Annotated in this window: 23 protein-coding genes; 5 read left to right on the top strand and 18 right to left on the bottom strand. The window is 65.8% G+C overall.

Features of this window, described 5'->3' with window-relative positions; all coding sequences use genetic code 11:
• The first annotated feature begins 71 nt into the window (after positions 1 to 71).
• Both CLU93_RS19180 and CLU93_RS19175 read left to right on the top strand, forming a co-directional pair.
• Entirely contained in the window at positions 72 to 3275 is a 3204-nt protein-coding gene (locus CLU93_RS19180) for a DUF2339 domain-containing protein (RefSeq protein ID WP_099762904.1), read from the top strand.
• Positions 3272 to 4726, top strand: coding sequence for a DUF3999 domain-containing protein (locus CLU93_RS19175; protein WP_099762903.1), 1455 nt, complete (start codon positions 3272 to 3274; stop codon positions 4724 to 4726). Before CLU93_RS19180 ends, CLU93_RS19175 begins: the two co-directional genes overlap by 4 nt.
• 28 nt (positions 4727 to 4754) lie before the next feature.
• On the opposite strand, the gene CLU93_RS19170 is transcribed toward CLU93_RS19175, so the two are convergent.
• Complete coding sequence (locus CLU93_RS19170; RefSeq protein WP_257225018.1) at positions 4755 to 5498, bottom strand: helix-turn-helix domain-containing protein; 744 nt, start codon at positions 5496 to 5498, stop codon at positions 4755 to 4757.
• 160 nt (positions 5499 to 5658) lie between these two features.
• Between CLU93_RS19170 and CLU93_RS19165 the strand changes: the two genes are divergently transcribed.
• The 3 genes from CLU93_RS19165 to CLU93_RS19155 are packed head-to-tail and all read left to right on the top strand — an operon-like array spanning position 5659 to position 7308.
• On the top strand, positions 5659 to 6081 hold the full coding sequence (locus CLU93_RS19165) for a hypothetical protein (RefSeq protein WP_099762902.1): 423 nt from the start codon (positions 5659 to 5661) through the stop codon (positions 6079 to 6081).
• A gap of 25 nt (positions 6082 to 6106) precedes the next feature.
• Complete coding sequence (locus CLU93_RS19160; RefSeq protein WP_099762901.1) at positions 6107 to 6517, top strand: hypothetical protein; 411 nt, start codon at positions 6107 to 6109, stop codon at positions 6515 to 6517.
• Between the two features lie 5 nt (positions 6518 to 6522).
• Positions 6523 to 7308: a DUF2145 domain-containing protein gene (locus tag CLU93_RS19155; protein WP_099762900.1), complete on the top strand. Its 786-nt coding sequence runs from the start codon at positions 6523 to 6525 to the stop codon at positions 7306 to 7308.
• On the opposite strand, the gene CLU93_RS19150 is transcribed toward CLU93_RS19155, so the two are convergent.
• From CLU93_RS19150 to CLU93_RS19070, 17 genes are all read right to left on the bottom strand, one after another.
• Positions 7305 to 7928, bottom strand: a complete 624-nt coding sequence (locus tag CLU93_RS19150) for a 4'-phosphopantetheinyl transferase family protein (protein ID WP_143451770.1) — start codon at positions 7926 to 7928, stop codon at positions 7305 to 7307. The genes CLU93_RS19155 and CLU93_RS19150 overlap by 4 nt on opposite strands.
• Before the next feature lie 131 nt (positions 7929 to 8059).
• Positions 8060 to 8656, bottom strand: a complete 597-nt coding sequence (locus tag CLU93_RS19145) for a hypothetical protein (RefSeq protein ID WP_099762898.1) — start codon at positions 8654 to 8656, stop codon at positions 8060 to 8062.
• A gap of 99 nt (positions 8657 to 8755) precedes the next feature.
• Positions 8756 to 9205, bottom strand: a complete 450-nt coding sequence (locus tag CLU93_RS19140) for an excinuclease ATPase subunit (RefSeq protein ID WP_099762897.1) — start codon at positions 9203 to 9205, stop codon at positions 8756 to 8758.
• A 73-nt stretch (positions 9206 to 9278) separates the two neighbouring features.
• Positions 9279 to 10511: a beta-ketoacyl-ACP synthase gene (locus CLU93_RS19135; protein ID WP_099762896.1), complete on the bottom strand. Its 1233-nt coding sequence runs from the start codon at positions 10509 to 10511 to the stop codon at positions 9279 to 9281.
• Positions 10508 to 11233 carry a 3-oxoacyl-ACP reductase FabG gene (gene fabG, locus CLU93_RS19130; RefSeq protein ID WP_180287884.1) on the bottom strand — a complete coding sequence of 242 codons (726 nt, stop codon included), beginning with the start codon at positions 11231 to 11233 and terminating at the stop codon, positions 10508 to 10510. The genes CLU93_RS19135 and fabG overlap by 4 nt, the downstream gene beginning before the upstream one ends.
• Positions 11226 to 11699, bottom strand: coding sequence for an ApeP family dehydratase (locus CLU93_RS19125; RefSeq protein WP_099764482.1), 474 nt, complete (start codon positions 11697 to 11699; stop codon positions 11226 to 11228). Before CLU93_RS19125 ends, fabG begins: the two co-directional genes overlap by 8 nt.
• Positions 11696 to 12886: a beta-ketoacyl-ACP synthase gene (locus CLU93_RS19120; RefSeq protein ID WP_180287883.1), complete on the bottom strand. Its 1191-nt coding sequence runs from the start codon at positions 12884 to 12886 to the stop codon at positions 11696 to 11698. The genes CLU93_RS19125 and CLU93_RS19120 overlap by 4 nt, the downstream gene beginning before the upstream one ends.
• Complete coding sequence (locus tag CLU93_RS19115; protein ID WP_099762894.1) at positions 12887 to 13441, bottom strand: DUF3261 domain-containing protein; 555 nt, start codon at positions 13439 to 13441, stop codon at positions 12887 to 12889.
• A complete protein-coding gene (locus CLU93_RS19110) occupies positions 13441 to 15825 on the bottom strand; it encodes an MMPL family transporter (RefSeq protein WP_099764480.1) in 2385 nt (794 codons plus the stop codon). Before CLU93_RS19110 ends, CLU93_RS19115 begins: the two co-directional genes overlap by 1 nt.
• Positions 15826 to 15830: 5 nt before the next feature.
• Entirely contained in the window at positions 15831 to 16442 is a 612-nt protein-coding gene (locus CLU93_RS19105) for a LolA family protein (protein ID WP_099762893.1), read from the bottom strand.
• Positions 16439 to 16894: an acyl-CoA thioesterase gene (locus tag CLU93_RS19100; RefSeq protein ID WP_099762892.1), complete on the bottom strand. Its 456-nt coding sequence runs from the start codon at positions 16892 to 16894 to the stop codon at positions 16439 to 16441. Before CLU93_RS19100 ends, CLU93_RS19105 begins: the two co-directional genes overlap by 4 nt.
• Positions 16887 to 18455 carry an HAL/PAL/TAL family ammonia-lyase gene (locus tag CLU93_RS19095; protein WP_099762891.1) on the bottom strand — a complete coding sequence of 523 codons (1569 nt, stop codon included), beginning with the start codon at positions 18453 to 18455 and terminating at the stop codon, positions 16887 to 16889. Before CLU93_RS19095 ends, CLU93_RS19100 begins: the two co-directional genes overlap by 8 nt.
• On the bottom strand, positions 18442 to 19413 hold the full coding sequence (locus tag CLU93_RS19090) for an LpxL/LpxP family acyltransferase (RefSeq protein ID WP_099762890.1): 972 nt from the start codon (positions 19411 to 19413) through the stop codon (positions 18442 to 18444). The genes CLU93_RS19095 and CLU93_RS19090 overlap by 14 nt, the downstream gene beginning before the upstream one ends.
• Positions 19410 to 20165 carry a glycosyltransferase family 2 protein gene (locus tag CLU93_RS19085; protein WP_257225017.1) on the bottom strand — a complete coding sequence of 252 codons (756 nt, stop codon included), beginning with the start codon at positions 20163 to 20165 and terminating at the stop codon, positions 19410 to 19412. Before CLU93_RS19085 ends, CLU93_RS19090 begins: the two co-directional genes overlap by 4 nt.
• A complete protein-coding gene (locus tag CLU93_RS19080) occupies positions 20158 to 21246 on the bottom strand; it encodes a class I SAM-dependent methyltransferase (RefSeq protein ID WP_099762889.1) in 1089 nt (362 codons plus the stop codon). The genes CLU93_RS19085 and CLU93_RS19080 overlap by 8 nt, the downstream gene beginning before the upstream one ends.
• Positions 21240 to 23084, bottom strand: coding sequence for an AMP-binding protein (locus CLU93_RS19075; protein ID WP_099762888.1), 1845 nt, complete (start codon positions 23082 to 23084; stop codon positions 21240 to 21242). Before CLU93_RS19075 ends, CLU93_RS19080 begins: the two co-directional genes overlap by 7 nt.
• On the bottom strand, positions 23077 to 23622 hold the full coding sequence (locus CLU93_RS19070) for a hypothetical protein (RefSeq protein ID WP_099762887.1): 546 nt from the start codon (positions 23620 to 23622) through the stop codon (positions 23077 to 23079). The genes CLU93_RS19075 and CLU93_RS19070 overlap by 8 nt, the downstream gene beginning before the upstream one ends.
• Between the last annotated feature and the right edge of the window lie 2 nt (positions 23623 to 23624).

Raw genomic sequence — 23624 nt, 5'->3', positions numbered from 1 at the left:
TTTCTTGATAATAAGGTAATGTGCGCATACATCGGGCGCCTTCGCCCTGACCATCCCCGAAAGCTGCCCCCATGTTTGGATTGATATCGCTGATCATATTTGGCTTGCTGATCACCGCCTTCGTGCTGGTGCTGCAGCACCGCAGGAAAGTTGCCGATCTGGAATTGCTGACGGCGCGCCTGCGCAAGGAAGTCGACGCCATCGGGCAGCGCCTGCGAGCACTGGAAGGCCAGGCCGAAGCGCCGGCCACGCCCGTCGTGCCCATTGCACCCGCCGTACCCGATAGCGCGGCGCCAGTGGCAGTGCCGACACCCTTGCCGCCGCCCACACCCGTGCCGCAAGCGGCCGCGATCAAGGTGGCCGAGCTGGCGCAGGTCGCGCCGGCTGCAGTCCCCGCACCTGCCGCACCCTTGCCACCGAAACCAGCGCCAACGGCTCCCTCCAAGCCCGCCCCTGCCACCCCCAACACCCCATCCTGGATCGCCCACCCGGACGGCCTCGTTGCCAAGGCGAAGAACTGGTTATTTACCGGCAACCTGGTTGCCAAGCTGGGCTTGCTGATCCTCTTCCTCGGCGTCAGCTTCCTGCTCAAATACGTGTCGGCACAGGTCACCGTGCCCATCGAGCTGCGTCTGGCCGGCATCGCGCTGGCCGACATCGCGCTGCTGGCCTGGGCCTGGCGCATCCGGCTCCAACGCCCTGGCATCAGCCTGCCGCTGCAGGGCACGGCGCTGGCGATATTGATGCTGGTGACGTTTGGCGCCTTCCGCCTGTATGAACTGATCCCGGCGGGCCTGGCGTTTGCCGTGCTGTTCGTGCTGACGGCGTTCACGTGTTTGCTGGCCGTGCTGCAAAACGCCGTCTGGCTGGCCGTCTTCGGCATCGTCGGCGGTTTTGCCGTGCCCCTGCTCGTGTCGACGGGCAGCGGCAACCATATCGGCCTGTTCAGCTATTACGCGCTGCTCAACGCGGGCGTCTTCGCCATCGCCCTGAAACGCGCCTGGCGCGTGCTGAATGTACTGAGCTTTGGCTTCACCTTCGTCGTCGCCACCACCTGGGGCCTGCTGCGCTATACGCCCGAGCACTACCTGTCGACGCAGCTGTTTTTGATCCTGTTCGTGCTGTTCTATATCGGCATCGCGATTGCCTACTGCGCGCGCCAGGCGCCGCGCCTCAAGCACTACGTGGATGGCACTCTCGTGTTCGGCACGCCGCTGGCGGCCATGGGCCTGCAATACAGCCTGGTCTGGCGCTTTGACTTCGGCCTGGCATTTTCCGCGCTCGTCGCCGGCTTGACCTACACGGGCCTGGCCGTGGCGCTCTGGCGCCGCGTTGGCTTCCGCCTGCTGGCCGAAGCCTTCCTCGCGCTGGGCATCGTGTTTGGCACCTTGGCCATCCCGTTCGCCCTCGACGGCCGCTGGACGTCGGCCGCCTGGGCGCTGGAAGGCGCGGGCATCGTCTGGGTCGGCTTGCGCCAGCGCCAGACGCTGGCCTGGGCCTTCGGCCTGCTGGTGCAGGCGGGCGCATGGATTTCCTTCCTGTTCATCCTGCAGGGACTTGATGCGGCTAGGGCCATGCAGGCCAACCTCTGGCTCGGCTGCCTGCTGCTGGCCGCCGCCGCGCTGGTGATGGCCTACAATTTCCGCCGCCATGCCAGCCACCTGCATCCGGAATTCATGCGCAGCCTGTCCGTGCTCTTCCTGACGGCCGCCACGGCCTGGCTGCTGGGTGGCGTGTGGAATGAAATCCTGCTGCGCACGGATGCTGCCACGCAACTGAACCTGCTCACCGTCAGCGCCCTGGGCGTGGCCGCCTTGCTGGCGGCGCTGGCGCGGCGCGAACAATGGCATGCGCCGCGCGCCCTGCTGCTGGCCGTGCAGGTACTGGCCGGTATGGTCATGCTGAGCCGCGCCAGCTGGGTCTGGGATCAGCATCCGGCCAACCTGTTCCACGGTTCCTTCCTCAGCGCCCTGCTGCTGGGCGCCGCCGCCTTTGCCAGCGCCCGTTTCCTGGCGCTGCGCGCGCGCGGCGGCGACGAACTGCTGGCCCTGGTCGCACGGCCCCTGCTGGTCTGGAGCGGCTTGCTGTGGTTTGCCGCCATCCTCGTGCCGCTCGTCAGCTGGCTGCTGCGCCTGATCGACGGCGACCTCGCCATGCAGCCGCATGCGGGCGAGCACTGGCTGGCGCTGTATCTGATTGCCGTATGCGTCACGGCGCCCGTGTTCGCCATCCTGGCGCGGCGCCTGGAGTGGCCGCAGTTACGCTGGTTCAGCGTGGCTGCCTGGCTCGGCCTGGGCCTGTGGAGCACCAACCTGCTGCTGGCGCTGTACCTGCGCGATTACCTGCCGACGGGCTTGAGCTGGCTGGCCCTGGCCTGTGCCCTGGCGGCCGGCGAATACCTGCTGCTGGCCTGGCCGCAAGCGGGCTGGCAACTCGACGTGCGGGCGCTGCGGCTCTTGCATACGCTGCGCACGGCCGCGCCATGGCTGATGCTGTGGCCCGTGGGTGCCATGCACGTCAACGCCTGGTTGGCTGGCCACGAAGGCAGCGTCAGCCCCGCCTGGGCCCGCTACTTGCCAGCCTGGGCCATGATGCTGGCACTGGCCTGGCTGATCCGCCGCTGCCGCGCGGGCGCCTGGCCGGTGGCGCCGATTACCGCGTGGTACCAGGGCACCCTGATACCGCTGGGCGCGCTGTGGTCGCTGCTGCTGATTGCTGCATGGAATATTGTCGACGACGGCGCCATGGCACCGCTGCCCTATTTGCCACTGCTCAATCCGCTGGACTTGAGCACGGGCTTTGCCATCCTGCTGGCCATCGCCAGCTACCGTTTGTTCCCGGCCGGCCAGCTCCCGCTGCCCGCCCTGTGGCAAGCGCGCTTGCCGGCCGTGGCCGCCTGCTGCGTATATGGCTGGTTCAACCTGATGCTGCTGCGCACGGTCTCGCACTATCTGGGCGTGCCGTACACCTTTGACGCCATGCTGGCCTCGCAGTTTGTGCAAGCCATGCTGTCGCTGGTGTGGAGCGTCACGGCCCTGCTGCTGATGCGCCACGCGGCGCGCCAGCAGCGGCGCCAGCAATGGAGCATGGGCGCCGTGCTGCTGGGGCTGGTCGTGCTGAAACTGTTCCTGATCGACCTGTCGAACGTGGGCGGCATCGAACGCATCATCTCGTTTGTCGGTGTCGGCTTGCTGATGGTCTTGATCGGCTACCTGGCGCCCTTCCCCAAGGCTGCCGCGCCAGCGCCAGCCGAACCGCAACAAGGAGTCGCATGAAAGCCTCATTGATCTGCTGCAGCCTGCTGGTGGCAGGCGCCGCGCTGGCCGCGCCTGGCCAGGACCGGCCACAGGACTATGCCTGGAACATGCCCATCTTGTCGCCGGCCGGCGCCGGCATCGTGCAGCTGACATTGCCCAGGGAAGTTTACCTGCACGCCAGCTCGGCCAGCCTGGCCGACCTGCGCCTGTTCGATGCCGACGGCAAGCGCCTGGCCTATGCCATCGGCGCGCCGCCCGCGCAATCGGCCACGCAGCGCACGAACATTCCCGCCCGCATTTTCCCCGTGACGGGCGCGCCGGCAACTGGCGACGGCTTGCAAGGCATCGACATCCGCACGGCCGACGATGGCCGGCTGCTGTCGGTCAGCGCGCGGGCTGGCACGGCAGCGGCCACGGCGTCGCTGCAAGCACTGATCCTCGACCTGGGCAAGCAAACGCAAGACAAGCGCATCGCCGCCTTGCGTTTCACGCCACCGGCCCGCACGGACAATTACAGTGCGCAAGTGCTGCTGGAAGTGAGCGATGACCTGAAGCAATGGGACGCCATCGGCACCACCACCCTGAATTGGCTCAGCAACAACGACACGCAAACCCTGGCCAACGACAGCATCGCCTTTGCGCCGCGCGCTTTTCGCTACGCGCGCCTGAGCTGGCAAGCGGGGGAACCGCTGGCCTTTACGGCGATTACGGCGCAAGCCGTCAGCGAAACGGACATCGCCGCGCCGCGCGCCACCGTCGTGCTGCAAGGCACGCCCGGCAAGCAGGCAAATGAATGGCGCTATGCCACGCCTCTCGCCATGCCCGCCGACAGCATCGCCCTGCAATTGACGCAGACCAATACGGTACTGCCTGTAACCCTGGGCGTGTATCGCCAGAACAGCTATGTTCCCCGGCACCGGCTGCACCTGCGCCAGCAGGCGCGTCCCGCGCAAGGCGCATATTTCGATCCCCTGCTGAGCACGACGTTTTACCGCATCGGCCTCGATGGCAAAGAGAGGATCTCGGGCGACCTGGCCATGCCCGTGACGCAAACAAACGAATGGGTGCTGCAGACATCCACGGAACACCCGCTCTCCGCCGACAATGCACCCGCCTTGCGCCTGGGCTGGACACCCGCCACCGTCGTCTTCCTGGCCAGCGGCAAGCCGCCCTATCAGTTGGCATTCGGCAACGGCAACGCCGCCGCCGTTGCGCAGCCGCTGGCGCAGGTGGCGCCCGGTTTCAGGGCGGACGAGCTGCTGGCGCTCAAGACTGCCAGCGCCGGTCCGCTCAAACCCAACGGGGGCGTGGCTGCGCCAACCCCCGTCACAAAGGACGGGGCGCCATGGCGCCTGACCGCGCTATGGGCCGCACTGCTGCTGGGCGTGGCCGTGCTGGGCTTTTTTGCCTGGCGCTTGCTGTCGCAGATGAAAGAGGAACAAGGCAGTACCGACAAGCACGAGCACTAGCCTGGCCGCGACATCGCCATCGCCATCGCTACTGCCGCAGCAGCGCCTTGAACGTCTGCGGCATCCACGGCCGCGCCGCCAGCATGAAGCTGATGGCCAGGCGCTCATCGCCAGGCAGGCGCGCGTCTTCCTGGTGCTGCTGCGAAAACTCCACCGCCACTTGCTTCAAACGCTCCAGCAAGGCCGCCGTGGATTTTTTCGACAGCATCACGTTCACCAGGCGCAGCAATTCTGTCTCACCATCGAATTGCGAATTGAGATAATCGCCATACGCTTCCTTTTTGAAATAGGTATGAATCGGGCCATTCGGTATCCACGCAAACGTGCGCGCCACCAGCAGTTTGACCCGGTTATTCGGCAGCAGTTCCAGGAAACCGATCTTGTCGAGGCGCAGCAAATATTTGACGGCTTGCGCCTCGCTGATGTCATAGATGGCGATGATCTGCTCCAGCGGCAACAGGTTCAGGGCGGACACGGCCACCACGAACAAGCGGGTGTCATCGATGATTTCCTTTTCCTGCGCATACGTCAGCCCCGTGATCAGGGTGGGCGCGGCCTGCGCCGTCTGCACGGCCAGCGCCAGCTGCTGGAAATCGCTGCCGATAGCGACCAGGATCTGGTCCAGGCGCTGCAGGGTAAATTGCTTTTGCGAAAACATCCGCTTGACGCTGGCTTCGGACACGCCGATACGCTGGGCCAGCTCGGCATAGGTGACGGCGCGCGCTTTCAACAGGCGTTTCAAGGCCTCGATCAGGGCGTGGGTTTGCGGCATGCACTTCCTTTATAAAAATTGCATCGGTTCCAGCGGTAAAAAAGTAGCGCAATACGCTACCTGCGGTATGCCTGCCCGCTACGAGTAGCGTTTTCATTGACCAATTACCCTCAGTCTACAATGATGGCGTTGCCACTTGGCACACTTGAAGGAGAAACACATGAAACGCTTGCTGCCCCTCTGCCTGTCCCTGTCGCTGTTGACGTTCTCCGTGGCCACTCCCGGCCTGGTCCATGCCGCCGCCTCGGAGAACCTGTCGAAAGGCTCGCAAAACCTCAGCCAGGGCTCCGCCGTCGTCGTCGCAGGTTCCATGTCGATGCTGGTCGCTTCCGGCCAGGTGGTCGTCGCCAGCGTGGAAACGGTGGGCGAAGGCATCGTCATCGTGCTGAAAGGCGCGTCCGAAGCGGGCGGCGCTTCCATCCAGATGAGCACGCAAGCAGCCAAGGGCCTGTCGCTGGCGGCCGGCACGGTGGTCAACGTGGTGGCGCTGTCCACCGGCCATATGCTGGTTCTTTCCGGCAAGGCCATCGCCTTTATTCCGAACGAACTGGGCAAGGCCCTGCTGCACCACTCCAAAGTGTAAATCAGCCATGAAAAACCACTATTCCATGAAACATCTGCTCGCCATCGCCGTGTTGTGCGCCGCCACTCTGCATGTTCAGGCCGCCAACTCCGACACCACCAACGCCTCCGACAGCGCCAGCATGGCCTCGGCCATCGTGCTGGTCGGCTCCATGTCGGTGCTGGCCGCCGCCGGTGAAGTCGTCATCGACAAGGTGGAAGACGTGGCCGACGGCAGCGTCCTGGTGCTGAAAAGCGCGGCCAGGGGCGCATCTTCCGCCGCCACGGCCTCCGTCAAGCTGAGCCAGAAAGCCACGCAAGGCCTGTCGCTGGCAGCCGGCACGGTGCTCAAGGTGGTGGCCGTCTCGACGGGCCACATGCTGCTGCTGTCGGGCAAGGCCATCGCCTATGTGCCGAACGCGGCCGGCAATGCCATCCTCCACCATTCGAAAGCGTGAATCCCATGAAACGCCTGACCGTGATGATCATCAGCCTGGCCCTGGCCGGCGCCGCCCATGCGGGGCGCTCGTGCGAGGAAAAGCCAACGGATGCGAGCACCCTCGTCAAATCGATGGAACTGGCACAAAAAACCCTGCAGGCGCTCGATGCCTCGGGCGCGCAAGTGGCGCTGGTGGCGCGCGCCGGGCAAGACCTGTCGAAGTACAATTTGCGCTATTCGCACATGGCGCTGGCCTGGCGCGACCACCCGCAAGGGCGCTGGCTGGTGGTGCATGAACTCAATGAGTGCGGCACGGCGCAATCGTCGCTGTACAACGAAGGCTTGGGCAATTTCTTCATGGACGATGTGTTCATGTATGAAACCCTGATCCTGATTCCCGGCCAGGATACGCAGCAGCAACTGGCGCGCCTGCTGACCAGCAACACGCCCAAGCGTCTGCATGAGCCGCACTACAATATGCTGGCCTACCCGTTTTCCACCAAGTATCAGAACTCGAACCAATGGGTGCTGGAAACCCTGGCCGCGGCCAGCAACGAGCCTGGCAAGATCGAAACGCGCGCCGAAGCGCAAGGCTGGCTGCGCAGCGCCAGCTACGCGCCGCAAACGCTGAGCATCCCCGCCGCCACGCGCCTGGGCGCGCGCATGTTCCGCGCGAATATCGCTTTCGACGATCACCCGTTCGAGCGCCGCATGACGCGCCAGATCGACGTCGTCAGCGTCGACTCCATCGTGCGCTTCATGCGCCAGCGCGAACCGAAGGCGCAGGAAATCGTGGTGCGAGGAAATTAGTCCGGCGCCAGGCCGGACAATAGCAAGGCGGGCGCCTGCGCCAGCGGCGCCGCGCTGCACAGCACGATGGACAGTTCGGCATGGGCGATCGTCACACAAACGGCGGCATTCATGCCCAGCTTGTAGCGCGCCTCCGCTGCGCTCCAGCGCTGGTAGAACTGCGCCAGCCGCACATCCTCCGGCAAGCCTTGCAGCTCGGCGGCCACAGCAGCACCAAACGCCTGGCGCGCCAGCGCCAGCACATCGCGCCGCGGGTCGCGCAGCTCAATATCAAGTCCCAGCCGCGTCGTACTGCTCAGCGCGCAGGCGACCCAGTGGCCGCTGTGCGAAATGCTGAAATGCGCACCCTCGACGGGCGACAGCAGCAGCGGCGCCTGGCCGGCGCGCTCTTCCAGGGCGATCGATTCCGGCGCCACTTGCAGCATTTTCCCCATGGCCACGCGCAGCAAGGCGCGCCCCAGCAGGAACTGGCGCCGGCGCAGCGGCCGCGCAAAGTGCGCATAGCGGGCCGTTTCCGCTGGCCCGAGCCACGTTTCATACTGAGTCAGCTGCGCGAGATCAAGGCTGCGGGAATCGAGCAGCCAGATGCTGGCGCCGGTGCTGGGCAGGGCTGAGGACATGAAAGCGAATCGATAGACAAAGGCGCAGTCTGCCACAAATTGCCAGCATGCATGCGGCAAAAAAATGGCAGCGCGGTTGCCCGTCGCTGCCATTCTCAGCAGGTCTGCAGGCGCTTGCGCGCCGCGCCCTTCTAGTTCGTCATTGCTGCTTCGACCGCTTTACTATCGGCGCCAGTCGGGCCGCCTTCGGCACGTACATAGTTGGCCTTGATGTAAGCGCTGGTCAGGTTGGCGATGCGGGTCAGCATCAGGTTATCGTGCACGCCAAACGTGAAGCCGGCCGCCATCGCGTCCGCGCGCTGGAAGAACTCTGGCGTCGCGACCAGGGTGCCCTTGTTGTCGCGGATCTTGACGCGCATGCGCACGCCGGAGCTGCCGGCCAATGGGCCCAGGAATACACGCTTGGCGCCGCTCTTGAACTGCATCTCTTCGACGATAGGCTCGATGATCAGCACGCGGCCATTGGCCCGGGCGGCATTCCAGCTGGTCAGCGATTCGGCCAAGTCCTTGCGGATATTCTCGTCTATCTTTGTCAGGCCAGCCTGGTTACCCTTGTAACCCTCGGCAAACACCGTCGGCTTGACTTCAATGCGGCCAAACGACGAGAAGGCCTCGCTCGGTGCCGGATTGCTGGTTGACGAAGCCTTGACGCGTGTGGCGCAGCCTTGCAGCATGGACATCGCCAGCACTGCGCCAGCCAGGATGACGGTTTTCGATACTTTTTGCATGTTCTCTTTCTCTTTTTATTCGAATGGCTTCCACGGGCCAGCCTTCCTGCAAGCTGGCACCGGTGAGCGATATGGACGATTTCCCTGCTACTCCGCTGCTTACTTAGCTGCTTTTAACTTCACGAACTCGCCCTTCAAGGCCACGCCCGTCATCATCGTGCCTTCATGGCATTCGAATTCCGTGGCGCTGGAATGTTCGACATTCTTGTAGTTGCTGACGATATTGACGACAGCGTCGGCGCCCACCGATTGGGCGCGCTTTTGCAGCGCCAGCATGGCCGACAGGAAGGCCCAGTTGCACGAGGTTTCTGCCGACTTGCCAACACCATTGGTTTTCTGGCTGGTCTTGTCGCTGCTGATGCGCGTGGCAATCGCGGGCGTTGCCTGGTCGCCAAAATAGAATTTGACGGTATCGCCAAGACGGGCCTGGGCATCGTTGGCGGACATCGCATTGGCGATCGGCATCATGTGTTTGGTATCGCCTGCCTGTGCCGGCAAGACAACTGTCAGCGCTGCACTCATTGCTGCCAGGATCATCATTTTTTTCATGCTGTTTTCCTCGATAAGATAGAGATGGTACAAAAAGAAGCGCCTGCGCCGTTTGCGCCAGCACAAGCGTGCGTCACGGCCGGTAACGCTTGAAAATCAGCGACGTGTTGATGCCGCCAAAGGCAAAATTGTTCGACATCACGTACTCGCATTCGATGGCCCGGCCTTCGCCGGTGATGTAGTCGAGCGGCGCGCATTGCGCGTCGACTTGCTGCAAGTTGATGGTGGGCGCAAACCAGCCTTCGCGCATCATCTCGATGCTGATCCACGCTTCCAGCGCGCCGCAGGCACCCAGGGTGTGGCCCATGTAGCTTTTCAGCGAACTGATGGGGGTGCTGTCGCCAAACACCTCGAACGTGGCTTGCGATTCGGCGATATCGCCCTGCTGCGTGCCGGTGCCATGCGCATTGATGTAGCCGATATCGGACGGCTGCAAGCCCGCGTCGGCCAGCGCCAGCAGCATCGCCTGGCGCATGGTGGCGGCGTTCGGCTGGGTCACGTGGCAGCCATCGCTGTTCGTGCCGAAGCCCACCAGCTCCGCATGGATGGTGGCGCCGCGCGCCTGCGCGTGGTCGAACTCTTCCAGGATCAGGCAACCGGCGCCCTCGCCGATCACCAGGCCATCGCGGCTGGCGTCAAAAGGACGCGGCGTCGTGTGGCCCGCGTCGTTGCGCGTGCTGGTGGCGAACAGGGTGTCGAAGACGGCCGCCTCGGTGGCGCACAGTTCCTCGGCGCCGCCGGCGATCATCGCCAGCTGCTTGCCGCCGGCGATCGCCTCGTAGGCATAGCCGATGCCCTGGCTGCCCGAGGTGCAGGCGCTCGATGTGGTGATGACTCTTCCCGTGACGCCGAAAAACACGCCGATATTCACGGGCGCCGTGTGCGCCATCATCTTGATGTAGGTGGTGGCGTTGATGCCCTTGGTGGTGCGCTCTTCCATCATGCGGCCAAAGTCGCCGATGGCGCTGGGCGTGCCAGCGGACGAACCGAAGGAAATGCCCATCTGCCCGCTTTTCACCACGGGGTGCCCGGCCAGGCCCGCGTGTTCCAGCGCCAGTTCGCTGGCGCGCGTGGCCATCAGCGCGATGCGCCCCATGCTGCGCACGGCCTTGCGGTTGTAGCGCTCCGTCAGCGCGAACGGCGCGGCCGGCGCGCCCAGCTGCGTATTCAAGCCTTCGTAATCGGCCCACTCGTTCATGTGCACGATGGCGTTGCGGTATTCGCCCAGGCGCTGGCGGATGGCCGGCCAGTCATTGCCGATCGGGCTGATGCCGGCCATGCCGGTCACGACTACCCGCCGGCTCATGCCATGCCTCCATTCACGGAAATGACCTGGCGCGTGATGTAGCCCGCCTCCTCGCCGACGAGGAAACTGACGGCAGCGGCCACCTCGTCCGGCGTGCCGACCCGGCGCGCGGGGATCATCTTCAGCGCTTCGTCGAGCGGCACCTCGCTGATCATGTCCGTCTCGATCAGGCCCGGCGCCACGCAGTTCACGGTGATGGCGCGCTTGGCCAGTTCCAGCGCCAGCGCCTTGGTGGCGCCGATGATGCCGGCCTTGGCCGCGCTGTAATTGACTTGCCCCCGGTTGCCGATCAGGCCCGAAACGGACGCCATGGTGACGATGCGCCCCGGCTTGCGGCGCTGTACCATCGGCATTACCAGCGGGTTGAGCACATTGTAGAAACCATCGAGGTTGGTCTGCAGGACGATGTCCCAGTCCTCGCCCGACATGGCGGGAAACGCATTGTCGCGCGCCACGCCGGCGTTGCACACGACGCCGTAATAGCAGCCATGTTCGGCGATGTCCGCTTCCAGCGCGCAAGCTGCCGCGGCACGGTCGCCGATATCGAACTGCAGCACGCGCGCCGCGCGTCCCAGCGCCCGCACCTGCTGCGCCACCGCGTCGGCTTCGCCGCGCGCGCTGCGGCAATGCAGCACCACGTCAAAACCGTCGCGCGCCAGCCGCAAGGCGATGGCCTTGCCGATGCCGCGCGACGACCCCGTCACCAATACACTTTTACTCATGCTGTGCTCCATTCAAACTCTCCTGCAGAAATTGCTTTGCATCCTCGGGCTGGAATACCGTAATCGTCGCCTGCGCCAGCACGGCGCCCGCCATCTCGATACGGCACTCGAACGCGCCCAGTCCATTCTCGCCCTGCAAGGCTTGCTGCACATGCACCTGCAGCACGCTGCCATCCACAAACAGGGGCAGCTGCGCTTCGTAGCGCCGCGCCCCCAGCAAAAAACCGATCTTCACGGGCGCGCCGACCAGCCGCGCCAGGTAGCCCGCATGCGCGGCGATCGCCTGCGCCATGTATTCGATGCCGACCCAGCTGCCCACACCTGCCGACGGCGCATCATAAAACACGCTGCCAGCATGGATGGTCACTTCGGCGCACAGGTTTTCCGCATCGGCCGACAACACCCGGTCGAGCAGTACCATGGCACCGGAATGGGGCACCAGCTCGCCGATACCTGGAAAACTCATGCTCCCCTCCCGAACAGCAGGGCGGCGTTCGAGCCACCGAAGGCAAACGAGTTGCTCAGCGCCCAGTCGAGCGGACGCCCCAGCCGCGCGCCGGGCAAGGCCAGGCGCAGCGCCGGCAGCGCATCGTCCGGCACGCCATCCCACAGGTGCGGCGGCAGCAAGCCTTCGGCGTTATCGTCCTGCATCGCCAGCCAGCACAGCGCGGCCTCGATGGCGGCCGCCGCGCCCAGCGCATGGCCTGTCAGCGGCTTGGTGGAACTGATCATCGCCGTGGCGCCGAACAGGTCGGACACCACGCGCGCTTCCATCGCATCGTTTTGCGGCGTGGCCGTGCCGTGCAGGTTCACATAGTCGACTTGCGACGCCGTGATGCCGGCGCGCGCCAGTGCCTGGGCGATGGCCAGCCGCGCGCCGCCGCCTGCGGGATCGGGCGCCGACATATGGTGGCCGTCGGACGATTCACCCCAGCCGCGCAAGGCCACGGCGGCCGGCTGCGCCGTCATCAGGAACAGGGCCGCGCCCTCGCCGATATTGATGCCGTCGCGGTTCGCGCCGAACGGATTGCAGCGCCGTGCGCTGACAGACGCCAGCGCGGAAAAACCTGCCACGGTAAAGCCGCACAGGGTATCGACGCCGCCCGCCAGCACGGCGTCGCACAGGCCCATGCGGATCAGGCGCGCCGCGCTGGCCATCGCCTTGGCGCTCGACGAACAGGCGCTCGAGTGCACCAGGGCCGGGCCGTCGATGCCCAATTCATCGGCCAGCATCAGCGCCGGCGACGCCATCTCCTGCTGGCCATAGTGGAAAGCCTCCGGCAAGCCGTCGCCCGCCACGTGCTGGCCGACCGCGCCTTCCGTCTCGGCGATGCCCGACGTACTCGTGCCGATCACCACGGCGACGCGGTCCGCGCCGTAGCGGGCGATGGCCTGCTCCACGGCCGGGCGGATCTGCGCCAGCGCCGCCAGCGCCATCCGGTTGTTGCGGCTGCGCGCAGCGATGCCGTGCCGCGCCACCGATGGCAAGGCTGCGTCGACCACGCCCAGCGGCAACACGCGTCCCGGCGTGTAGGTATCGACGGGCACCACGCCGCTGTGCGCGGCGAACAGGCGCGCGCGCACTGCTTCGCGGCCGGCGCCCAGCGCGCAGACGATGCCGCAGTCATTCAGGTACACAGTCAAGCCAGTCATTCAGCTTCCTTCCGGGGCGTTCTGTATCGTCAGGCGATAGCGGTAGCGCAGGTTGTCGAGCACCACCGTGCCGCTCCAGCGCGGCATGCCACTGTAGTCGATCACCGTCACCGCCTCGTCATGCAGGAACAGGGTGCGGCGCAAGCCGCTATCCTCGATGCGCCAGCCGGCCGGCAGGGCTTGCGCGATCGCCTCGCGCGGCCACAGGGTCAGCTGCATGTCTTCCAGCACGTCCTCGGCGCGCACCTGCGCCGGCAGCATCAGGTGGCGCCAGGAGGTCATCTCCTTGCCGTCGTAATGCAGCGACAGCACGCGCTGGCCAAATGCCAGTCCCACCAGGTCGAGATGCGATGGCTCCACTTCCAGCGCCGCATCGAGTTCGTCGATGCGGCCCGCCCGTTCGACGACCAGGTGCTGCTGCACGCTGACCGTGGCGCCCAGCGCCTGCGGCGCCAGTTTCAGGCCCAGGCGCGCGGGCGTCGAAGGCGGCACGCTGGCGCAGCCGGCCAATGCCAGCAGCAGTGCCGGCGCCCATCGTTGACAGTGCAAAAACATCAGATTTCTCCTGCGGCATCGGCCGCGCTACGAGGGTCGGCTTCGGCAAAGCACGGCGACAGCAGCCATACCAGCGCCGTGCCGATCAGCATGGTCAGGCCGAATGCCTGCAAGGCGGCCGTCTTGCTCAGCGCCAGCAAGCCGAAAGACAGAATGGTATTGGCCGCCGACAGGCCCACGGCCAGCCATGGCGTGTCGTTGCGGCGGTCAGGGTGCTCCTGCATGAAGATGCCGTAATCGACGCCCACGCCCAGCAGCAGCATGAGCGCCAGCACGTGGAACAGCTGCAGCGGCAGGTTCAAATAGCCCAGCAAGGCCAGGGCCGCCACGCTGGCCAGCGCCGTGGGCGCCAGCACGCGCCAGGTGCGGCGCCGGTAACGGGGCAGCAGCAAGCCGAAGACCACCAGATAGGCGCCCAGCACCACGGCGCCCATGTAGACGCGGTAGCGGCCCAGCACCGATGAAATTTCACTCACCTTGTCGACCCACTGCACGCCTGGCATGCCCTCGCCCGCCTGCGCCAGCAGGGGAATGGCCGCATACTGCATGCCGCGCAAGGCGACGATGGAGGCATAGCCGCCTTCCACCTTGCCCAGCCACAGATGGCGCCATGGCTCGCTGGCCGGCACCTTCAGGAAGGCATCGATCGACAGCGGCGCACCGGCTTGCGCCAGCTGCGCGCGTACCTTGCCGGCCCACTCGGGACCTTCATCGACGGACTGCGCCAGCAAGTCGAGCGCGGCGCCCGGCTGCAGGATGGCCGTGTCGAGCAAGGCCCGGCGCGCCGCCTGCGTGTGCAGCGACGGCACCCAGTTCGACATGGCCTGGACGCCGCTGATGTGCTTTTGCGCGATCAGCGGCAGCAGGCGCTGCTTCAACGCTTCCTCGCGCTGCAGTACGCTTTCCGCGCTGTCGCCGCGCACCAGGTAGAACTGCACCGGCGTGGGCCCATCGAGCAATTTGCTCAATTTGATCTGGTCGCGTATCAGGTGCGCGGGCGGCGTTTGCAGCAAGCGGATATCGTCGTTGACGCCCAGGCGGCTGATGCCAAAGAGCGCAAACAGGGCAAACAGCACGCCGCCAACCAGGGTGGCGCGGTTGGCCCGCATCAGCGGCCAGCGCGCGCGCGCCGCGCCGTAACGCGCGACCAGGGCGCCGCTCTTCAAGGTGCCGCCACCAATCAGCGCGGGGAACCAGCACACCACCGTCAGCCAGGCAAACACCAGGCCCAGGGCGGAAAATACGGCCATATGGCGCAAGCCGGGGAATGGCGTCAGCGCCAGGCCCATGTAGCCGATGACGGCGGCCAGCAAGGTCAGGCACAGGCCCGGCAACAGACGGCGCAGCAAGGTGCGCGAATCGAGCGCCGGATCGGCGCCCAGGCGGTTGCATAGAAAATAAATGCCGTAATCCTGCGCCACGCCGATCAGGCTGGCACCAAAGACCAATGTCATCAGGTGTATTTTGCCAAACAGCAGCCAGCACACGGACAGGGAACCCAGGCAGCCGATGCCGATCGACAGCAGGATCAGCGAGATCGGCTTGAACGAGCGGAAGGTGAACCACGTCAGCAGGATAATGCCGGCCAGGGAGCCCAGGCCGATGGTCGACATTTCGCCCGCCGCCTGGCTGCTGGCCGCCGCCGCATGCAGGATCACGCCGGCGCTGATGATTTCCACGCCGGGCACGGCCTGCCGCGCCGCCGCTTCGGCTTGCGCCAGCGCGGGCATCACGCTTTCCTGCGCACCCAGCGAAAAAGCGGGCAGGCTCAAGGTCATCGGCAGCAGCACATACTGGCGCTCGCCGTCGGCGACGAACAAATGGCCGTCGCGCGGACGCACGGGCGTTTCCTGCGCGCGTTCCTGCACCCAGCCGCCAAACAGGCCGAAGGGATCGTCCTGCCAGGCGCCCAGCTTCGGTCCGCCGAAGGGGCTGTAGAGCTGACTGAGCGCCGAATCGCGCCAGAACTGTGGCGTCTCCTGGCGCAGCTGCGTTTCCTGCGGCGCCGTCAGCAAGGTCAATCGATGCTGCTGGAACAGCGCCAGCCAGTCGTTCTGCGTCTGCTCGTCGAGCGGGGTGGACTGGAACACGCCCGCATGGCGCGCCAGCACGGCGCCGTAGGCGTCCGCCGCGCGCTTCGCATCGCTCCATTCGGCAGCGCCGACCAGCACCACCACGCGCTGCTGCGCCGCGTCGACCATGTGCGTAAATGACGCCTGCAGCACCGGGTCGCGCTCCTGCACCGGCAGCAAGGCGAGAATATCGGTTTCGGGCGCGATGCGCTTGCCCAGCCACAGATAGGCGTTATGCGCCAGCAGCAGCGCCACCACCAGCGCCCAGGCGATGGCCAGCAGGCGCCATGCGTTGCGGCCGCGGTTTGTCAGGGAAGTCAAAACAGGGCCGCCTCTTGCGCCGTGATGGCGGACGGTCCCGTTTCAATCGCCGAGAACACGATGCTGGTACGGTCGCCGCTCGCCTCGCTGATGCTGATGTTTTTCACGAAAGCGCCGCCATCGAGGCGGATGCTGCCGATGGCCTTGGCCAGCGCCGGCTGGCGCGCCTTCAGCGCCACTTGCCAGGTGCCGCCATCGATGCTGCCGTCCACTTCAAACAGCGTATCGAGTTGCGCCAGGTCGCCGGCCAGCAGCGAAAACAGCACGCTGTTGATCATCTTGACCACCGGCTCCGTCTTCGCGTCGAGGCGCATGGCCACGCGCTCGCCCTGGAAATGCACGATCTCGTCGCGCGTCAGGCGCAGGGTATTCGGAAACGGCTGCAAGGTGCGCCACAGGACGCCTTTGCCGGCCACCACGCAAAAGCGGCCATTCGATGCCAGCGCCTTCTTCATGCCCGCCAGCTGCTTGCTCTGGTCGAAGCGGCCGCACAGCTGCTGCGGCTTGGCCAGCATGGCCTCGATCTTCGCCACCGGTGCGGCCGCGTGCAGCGGCGCCATCGCCATCAGGCACAGGCCCGCCAGCAGAATTTTGAATTGTTTTTTCATACGGCCTTCAATCCCAATTTTTCAAACAAGATGGGCGGCGAGGCAAAACACATCTCGCCGCTGGCGATATCGACGGCCACCTGCGTCGTGCTGGCGCGGTTCAGGCGCTTGCCCGTCGCGCTGTCGCTGACCTGGTACTCGATCTTCAGGCGGTGTTCCCACTCCACCAGGTCGGCGCGCAAGGTCAGGCGCTGGCCAAAGGTGGCCGGCGCCACATAGCGCAAGTGCATGTCGATCACGGGCCAGGCATAGCCGGACGCTTTCATGTCGACGTAGTTGTAGCCGATGCTGTCGAGCAGCGCGCAGCGCACCACTTCGAGGTATTTCACGTAGCGGCCGTGCCAGACGATCTCCATCGGGTCCAGGTCGAAGAACTGCACCTGCATCTCCACTTCGGCGTGCCAGCGGCTGGGCGTGGCTTTCTTGCCGCGCACTTTATGCGTCTCAGTCATTCCCGGCTCCGTACAGTGGCCAGGCTTGTGCGCGCATGCGTTCGAGCAGCACGCGCAGTTCCGGGTCGAGCCGGCGGTCTTCCTCCACGGGTGCGATATCGGCGGCCAGCGCCGCCATCATCGCCGCCAGCGCCGCTTGCGGCGGCACGTCGGGATTGACCTTGCAACGCAGCCAGACGCCCTGGCGCACGGTAATGAGCAGCGCCGCGGCGACCTGCTCGCACAGCTCCAGCACGCGCAGGCAATCGCGCGCGGCGATGGTGCCCATGCTGACCTTGTCCTGGTTGTGGCATTCGGTCGAGCGCGAAAACACCGAAGCGGGCATGGTCAGCTTCAGCGCTTCGGCGGTCCAGGCGGAGGCGCTGATCTGCAAGGCCTTCAGGCCGTGGTTGATGGCCGCGCGCGGGCCGGTGGCGCCCGACAGGTTGGCCGGCAAGCCCTGGTTGTAGCGGCTGTCGACCAGCAAGGCCATCTGGCGGTCCAGCAAGTCGGCCAGATTGGCCACCGTATTCTTCATGCTGTCCATGGCGAAGGCGATATGGCCGCCATAGAAATGCCCGCCATGCAGTACGCGCTCGCCTTCGGCGTCGATGATGGGATTGTCGTTGGCGCTATTGAGTTCATTCTCGATCGACGAGCGCAGCCACGGCAAGGCGTCGGCCAGCACGCCGATCACGTGCGGCGCGCAGCGGATCGAATAGCGGTCCTGCAGCCGCTTGCCGTTGCGTTCCCAGGAATCGGTGGGCAGATCGGCACGCAGCCAGGCCGCCACTTGCTGCATGCCGGGATGGGGCTTGACGGAGAACAGGGTTTCATCGAAGTGGTGCGCGTTGCCATCGAGCGCAAACGAGGCCATGGCCGTGATGCGGGTCGTCAGGCGCATCAGATACTCGGCCCGCTCATACGCCAGGCAGGCCAGCGCCGTCATGACGGCCGTGCCGTTCATGATCGCCAGGCCTTCCTTCGGACGCAGGCGCAGCGGCGTGATGCCCGCTTCGCGCAGCGCCTGTGCCGCCGGCACCTGTATCCCGTCGCGCCAGACTTCGCGTTCGCCGCACAATACGGCCGCCAGATAGGACAGCGGCGTCAGGTCGCCGCTGGCGCCGACCGAGCCTTCCGACGGGATCAGCGGCAGCAGGCCCGCATCGAGCAGGCGCGCGATCTGCGCCAGCAGTTCCACGCTGACGCCGGAAAAACCTTTGGAGAGCGACGCCAGGCGCGTGGCCATGATGGCGCGCGTCTGCGCCGGCGTGAAGAATTCGCCCAGGCCGCAGCCATGATAGGTGTACAGGTGGTGCGGCAGCTCGGCCACCAGTTCCGGCGGCACGGTCACGGTGCACGAATCGCCGTAGCCCGTGGTCACGCCATAGATGGTGCCGTCCTCGCGCAGCAGGCGGTCGAGGAAATCGGCGCCGCGCGCGATTGCCGCCAGGAAGACGGGGTCGCTGGACAGTTCGGCGCTGGCCCGGCCATGCGCGATGTCGGTAATGTCTTCGATGCGCAGGCGCTCGCGGTCGAAGCGGACGGCGCGCCGGGTATTTTTCAGATCAGCGAGTTGCATCGGGAGTATCCAGTCTTGAAGTATCGGGGAGTTGCCAAAAATCGTAGAAGTTGAACCATTCGAGCGGCGCGCGCAGGCAGTGGTACTGCAGGCGCGCCGCATAGGCGCCCGCCAGTTCGGCCAGCATCGGCTCGCGTGCCTTGCGCGGCAAATGCAGCGACTTGCGGAACAGTTCGAAATGTATTTCGGAGCGCTGGCCGATGTGCATGGAAAACAGCAGATACACCGGGCATTGCAGCACGCTGGCCAGCACATACGGGCCGATCGGAAAGGCGGCCGGCTGGGCCAGGAACGGCGCCACGGCCACGCGCGGCTGGGGCGAGACGGGAACGCGGTCGCCGGCGATCACCACGAACTCGCCTTGCGCCACCTTTTCCGCCAGCAGCATGGCCGTGGCAGGCGTGATTTCCGTCACCTGCATCAGATTGAGCTGGCTGTCGGGATTGAGACGCTCGAGCATGCGGTTGAACGCCTGCGCATGGCGCGTGTGCACGAGCACCGTCAGCTTCAGGCGCGCATTGCGCTGCGACAGCACGCGGCACAAATCCAGGTTGCCCAGGTGGGCGCAGATCAGCAAGGCGCCACGCCCCTCGTCCAGGCAGCGGTTGACGCCATCGTCGCCATCGACGCCGTGCAGGCTCACGCTGCGCGTGTCATACAGCCCGCCCCATAGCAGCATCTTGTCGAGGATGGTTTCGGCAAACGTGGCGAAGTGCCGCAGCACGCTCAGGTTTGCCGGACCGCCGCAGGCCGCGACGCGACGCAGGTAGCTGCGCGACACGCGGCGCGCACGCGGCTTGGTCAGCACGTACCAGGCCAGCACCGGGTACAGCACGATGCGGAAAGGCCAGCGGCCGAAGACGCGGCAGATCCAGAACAGCAGGCGCATGCCGGCCACGAAGCTGACTTCATTGAAGCCGGACCAGTGTCCGCGCGGCTGTTGTGGCGCAGCCGTCATCGCGCGTGCCAGTGGCGGGCCAGCAGGCGCGGTGCGCGCCACAGCATGCCGAAAAACAGGCGCGCGTGCATGCGCGAAATGAGCACGTTGTCGCGCCACAGCTCGAAATGCGAGACGCCGTCGCTGGGGTAACCGACGCGCGTGGGCAAATTCGCCATCGACAAGCCATCCCAGTACAGGCGCACCAGCACATCGGTATCGAAATTCATGCGCTGTCCCAGCACGCCCCGCTGCGCCAGCGCCATCAGCGGCGCCAGCGGATAGACGCGAAAACCGCACATGGAGTCGCGGATCTGCAGCGACAGGGTATTGATCCATACCCAGACGTGCGTCGCATAGCGGCCATAGTAGCGTGCCTTGGGTACCGACGCGTCGTACACGGGATAGCCGATCACCACGGCCGCCGGCGTGGCTTGCGCCTGCGCCAGGAAGCGCGGCACATCGTCCGTTTCGTGCTGGCCGTCGGCATCGATCTGCAGCGCATGGCTGTAGCCGTGCGCATGCGCGTGGCGGCAGCCGGTCAGCACCGCCCCGCCCTTGCCCTGGTTGTGCGCATGGCGCAGCAAGGTCACGCGCGACGGATGCGCGGCGGCCAGCGCGTCGAGGGTGCGCGCGCCGGCGCCGGCGCTGCCGTCGTCGACGAGGATCAGCGGCACGCCATGCGGCAGCAGGCGCTGCACCACGGCGCCGATCGCGTGTTCATGGTTGAACACGGGGATCACGATGCAAGGGTGAAAACGCACTTCAGTCACTGCGGGCTCCGGCGCGGCCAAAGCGCAGCAGCGAATGGCAATAGCCGATGCCGTCGCGCGTGGTCAGCAACTCCAGGCCGGCCGCTTGCGCCAGGCGGATATAGTCGGCGCTCTGGTAAATCTTGCTGTTACCGCTGGCCATGGCCGTGAAGTATGGCGAAGTGTTGATCAGGCAGTAGGCGGCGATATCGTACTGCTGGCGGTCCCAGAAGGTATCCATGATCAGCACCTGCCCGTTCGGCACCAGCGCCAGCGCCACGCGGCGCAGGATGCTGGCGATGGCCGGCTCGCTGAAACAGCTGAGAAATTGGCTCATCCAGATCAGGTCCATGCCGGTCGGCAGCGGCGCGGCGTCGTCGAGCAGGTCGCAGGCGTGCAAATGCGCGCGCTCGCGCACGCCGGCATCCGTCAGGGTCTGATCGGCCACGGCAAGCTGGCGCTCCAGATCGACCAGGTGCAGTTCCACGCCCGCATGGTAGGCCAGCGCCGCACTGGCGAACTTGCCCGTATTGGCGCCGATGTCCATGATGCGGCGCGGCGCCGTGGCAAAGACGTCCGGGAAAATCTCGGGGAACGAGGTGTCCGAATAGTGGTGGTCGAAGGCGAACCAGCTGCCCTTGGCCGGTTCCGACAGCGCCGACAGACCCTGGTACAGGGTGGGCCAGTCGCCCAGCGCGGCCAGTCCCAATGGCTGCTCGGCGTCGAGCGAACGGTCCAGGTCAAACAAGCCCTGGTAGCAGACGTCATGCATGAAGTCCAGGTTGACCTGGGTGATGCTGTCCGTCAACATGCAAAAACCTACCTTGTCGAGCACATACGCACCGTCGCGCAGCGAAACGACGCCGGCCGACAGGCACGATTCGAGCGCCACCTTCAGCGCATACTCGGTCCAGCGGCCGCTGGCCGCCATGTCGGAAATCGTCAGGCCGCTGTGGCCCGTGTCGGCCAGCGCCTGCAGCATGCCGCGCTTCCAGGCATAGCGCACGCATTGAAAGACGACGGGACCGAAAGCGATTTTTTGCGCCTCGAAACGGGCGGCAAAGGCGGTCTGGCGTTCGGGTGAGAATTTTTTATCTAACATGCGCTCGTTGCTGGAAGGGGTGTATCGGCGCCGCTACCGGGAACGGCAGCAGCATTCGGGTGGAACAGGATGCGGCCGCTGGCATGCTGGCCGGCGTCCGACAGATAACGAAACTGCAGGCTGGCCTTGAGCGCGTCATACTCCAGCGCCAGCCGCACGGGCCGGTCCGGCAGCACCGGCTGCTGGAATTTCAGGGCATGCATGGCGCGGAACCGCGCGGGCAGCGCCAGGTGCTGGCGCGCAAAGTGCAGCGCCCACTCCACTTGCACCACGCCGGGCAGCAAGGGCGCGCCCGTGAAATGGCCATCGAAATAGAACAGATTCGCGGGGACGTACAGTTCGAACAGCAGCCGTGGCGTTTCGCCTTCGGCCGAACGTTCGATCAGCTGCACCTGCGGCAGGCGGGGCGGCTGGTCCACCTGCGCCAGCAAGGCCAGCAACAGCGCCTGCGTCGTCTTGCCCTGCGCATTGATGGGCAGCTGTTCCAGGTAGCGCCAGCGGCGCGGCAAGGCAACGGGGTCGACCTGGCCGCCCAGCGCCGTTTGCAGCTGGCGGTTCAGGGCCAGCTTGCCTTCGGCGTCGAGCAGCGCGCGGCCGGCAGCGCTGCAGACGATAAAGGCAGCCACTTTCTGACGCTCGCCAGCCGGCGCATCGCACAACAGGACGCGCGCGTCCTGCACCAGCGGCGTGGCCAGCAATGCCGCTTCGATGGCATTGAGGGAAATGCGTTTTTCTTCGATCTTCACGATGCGGTCGCTACGCCCCAGCAACTGGAAGCGTCCTGGCGCCGTTTGCCGCGCGCGGTCGGCCAGACATAGCCAGCCATCGTCGGCCAGGTGCGCCGAACGCACTTCCAGCGCGCCGTCGTCCAGCAGGCGCCAGTCCACGCCGGGAAAGCCTTGCCAGCTCTCGTCGTCAGGACGCTCTGAAGCACGCTGGCGCCAGGCCACGCCGCCCGTCTCCGAGCTACCATAGATTTCGCAGGGCACGCGGCCAAGCAGATTGCCCGCCGCCAGCGCACTGTCCCGGGCCAGTGGCCCGCCCGAGGAAAACACGGCGCGCAGCTGCGCGCGTGCGCCGGACCAGTCGATGTGTTCCGGCAGGCGCTTCAGGTGCGCGGGACTGGCGGCCAGCACGCACGGACCGCGCGCCAGCAGGGCGGCCAGCTGTTCCGGGTAATCCACGCTGTGCGCATGCACGGCACGCCCGGCGGCCAGCGGCCACAGGACCTTGAACAGCAAACCGTAGATATGCTGGTGCGTGACGGTGGCGACGACGGCGGCGCCATCGGCGTGCCCGCCAAACAGCAGCTCCAGCGTGGCCACTTCGCTGCACAGCTGCGAGAGTTTTTTCGGCATGGCTTGCGCCGCGCCCGTGCTGCCGGAGGTATGCACCACCAGCGCCGGAAAGTCGTCAGCGAGCACGGTCCATGCGCGCCCGGCCAGGCCGTCGGCAGGCAGCGGCAACGGCGCAAGCGCGGCCGGGAACTGCCCCAGGAAACCATCGACGGATGCAGCCAGCGAGGCGCAACTGGCCGGCAGCGTATCGGCCGTCAGCCAGATGGTCTTGCCCACCTGCCAGGCGCCCAGCAAGGCGGCGCCAAACTCGATGCTGTCATCCAGGTACAAGGCGAAATGGCGGCCTGCCTGGCGCTCCAGCAAGCCGGCCCACGCTTCCATGCGCGCGGCAAAATACGCGTGATCGAGCACCTCGCCATCGCGCCAGCCGACAGGAATGGCTGGCGTACGGTCATGCATGGCCAGCGCAAGGCGCGCCAGAGAGGAAATCGGCGGATGTGCTGCAGGTACGGAGACTTCCGGCAAAAAGGATTCAGGCATGGTGCAAACGCTTAAAACGCAGGCGGACGAGATACTCGCCGCCAAATAACAGGGCCATCAGGATATAGGCGATGACGCCCGTGTACAGCGACCAGACGGCTTCGCTGGCCCACAGCGCCGTGCCCAGCGCGATGCCGCCATTGACGATGAAAAAGCCGCACCAGAGCTGCGTCACGCGGCGCGTATAGCGCACGGCCGCAGGTGGGAAATCCTTCTCGCGCAAGCGCGCCAGGCGTTCCACCACCGACGGCGGCGCCCACAGGCTGTAGCCGAAGGTGGCCAGCAAGACGACATTGACCAGTACCGGATACAGTTTCAGCGGCAGCAGCAGGTTGCTCCACAGGGCGATGGCGGCCAGCAGCAGCGCGGCGGCCACCGACCAGCGCGCGGTGCGCTGCAACTTCAGCGCTGGCAGGCGGCAGCCGACGGCCAGCAACAGCAACAGCGCCAGCCAGCGCGGTTCGACCTGGCCGTGACCGAGCCAGATCGCCAACGGATACAGTACGGTCAGCAGCAACGCGACGGCATTGAGCAGCACGC

It is taken from the genome of Janthinobacterium sp. 35 (assembly GCF_002754575.1).
GTDB lineage: Bacteria > Pseudomonadota > Gammaproteobacteria > Burkholderiales > Burkholderiaceae_D > Janthinobacterium > Janthinobacterium tructae.
This window is presented reverse-complemented; position numbering and strand designations above follow the sequence as displayed.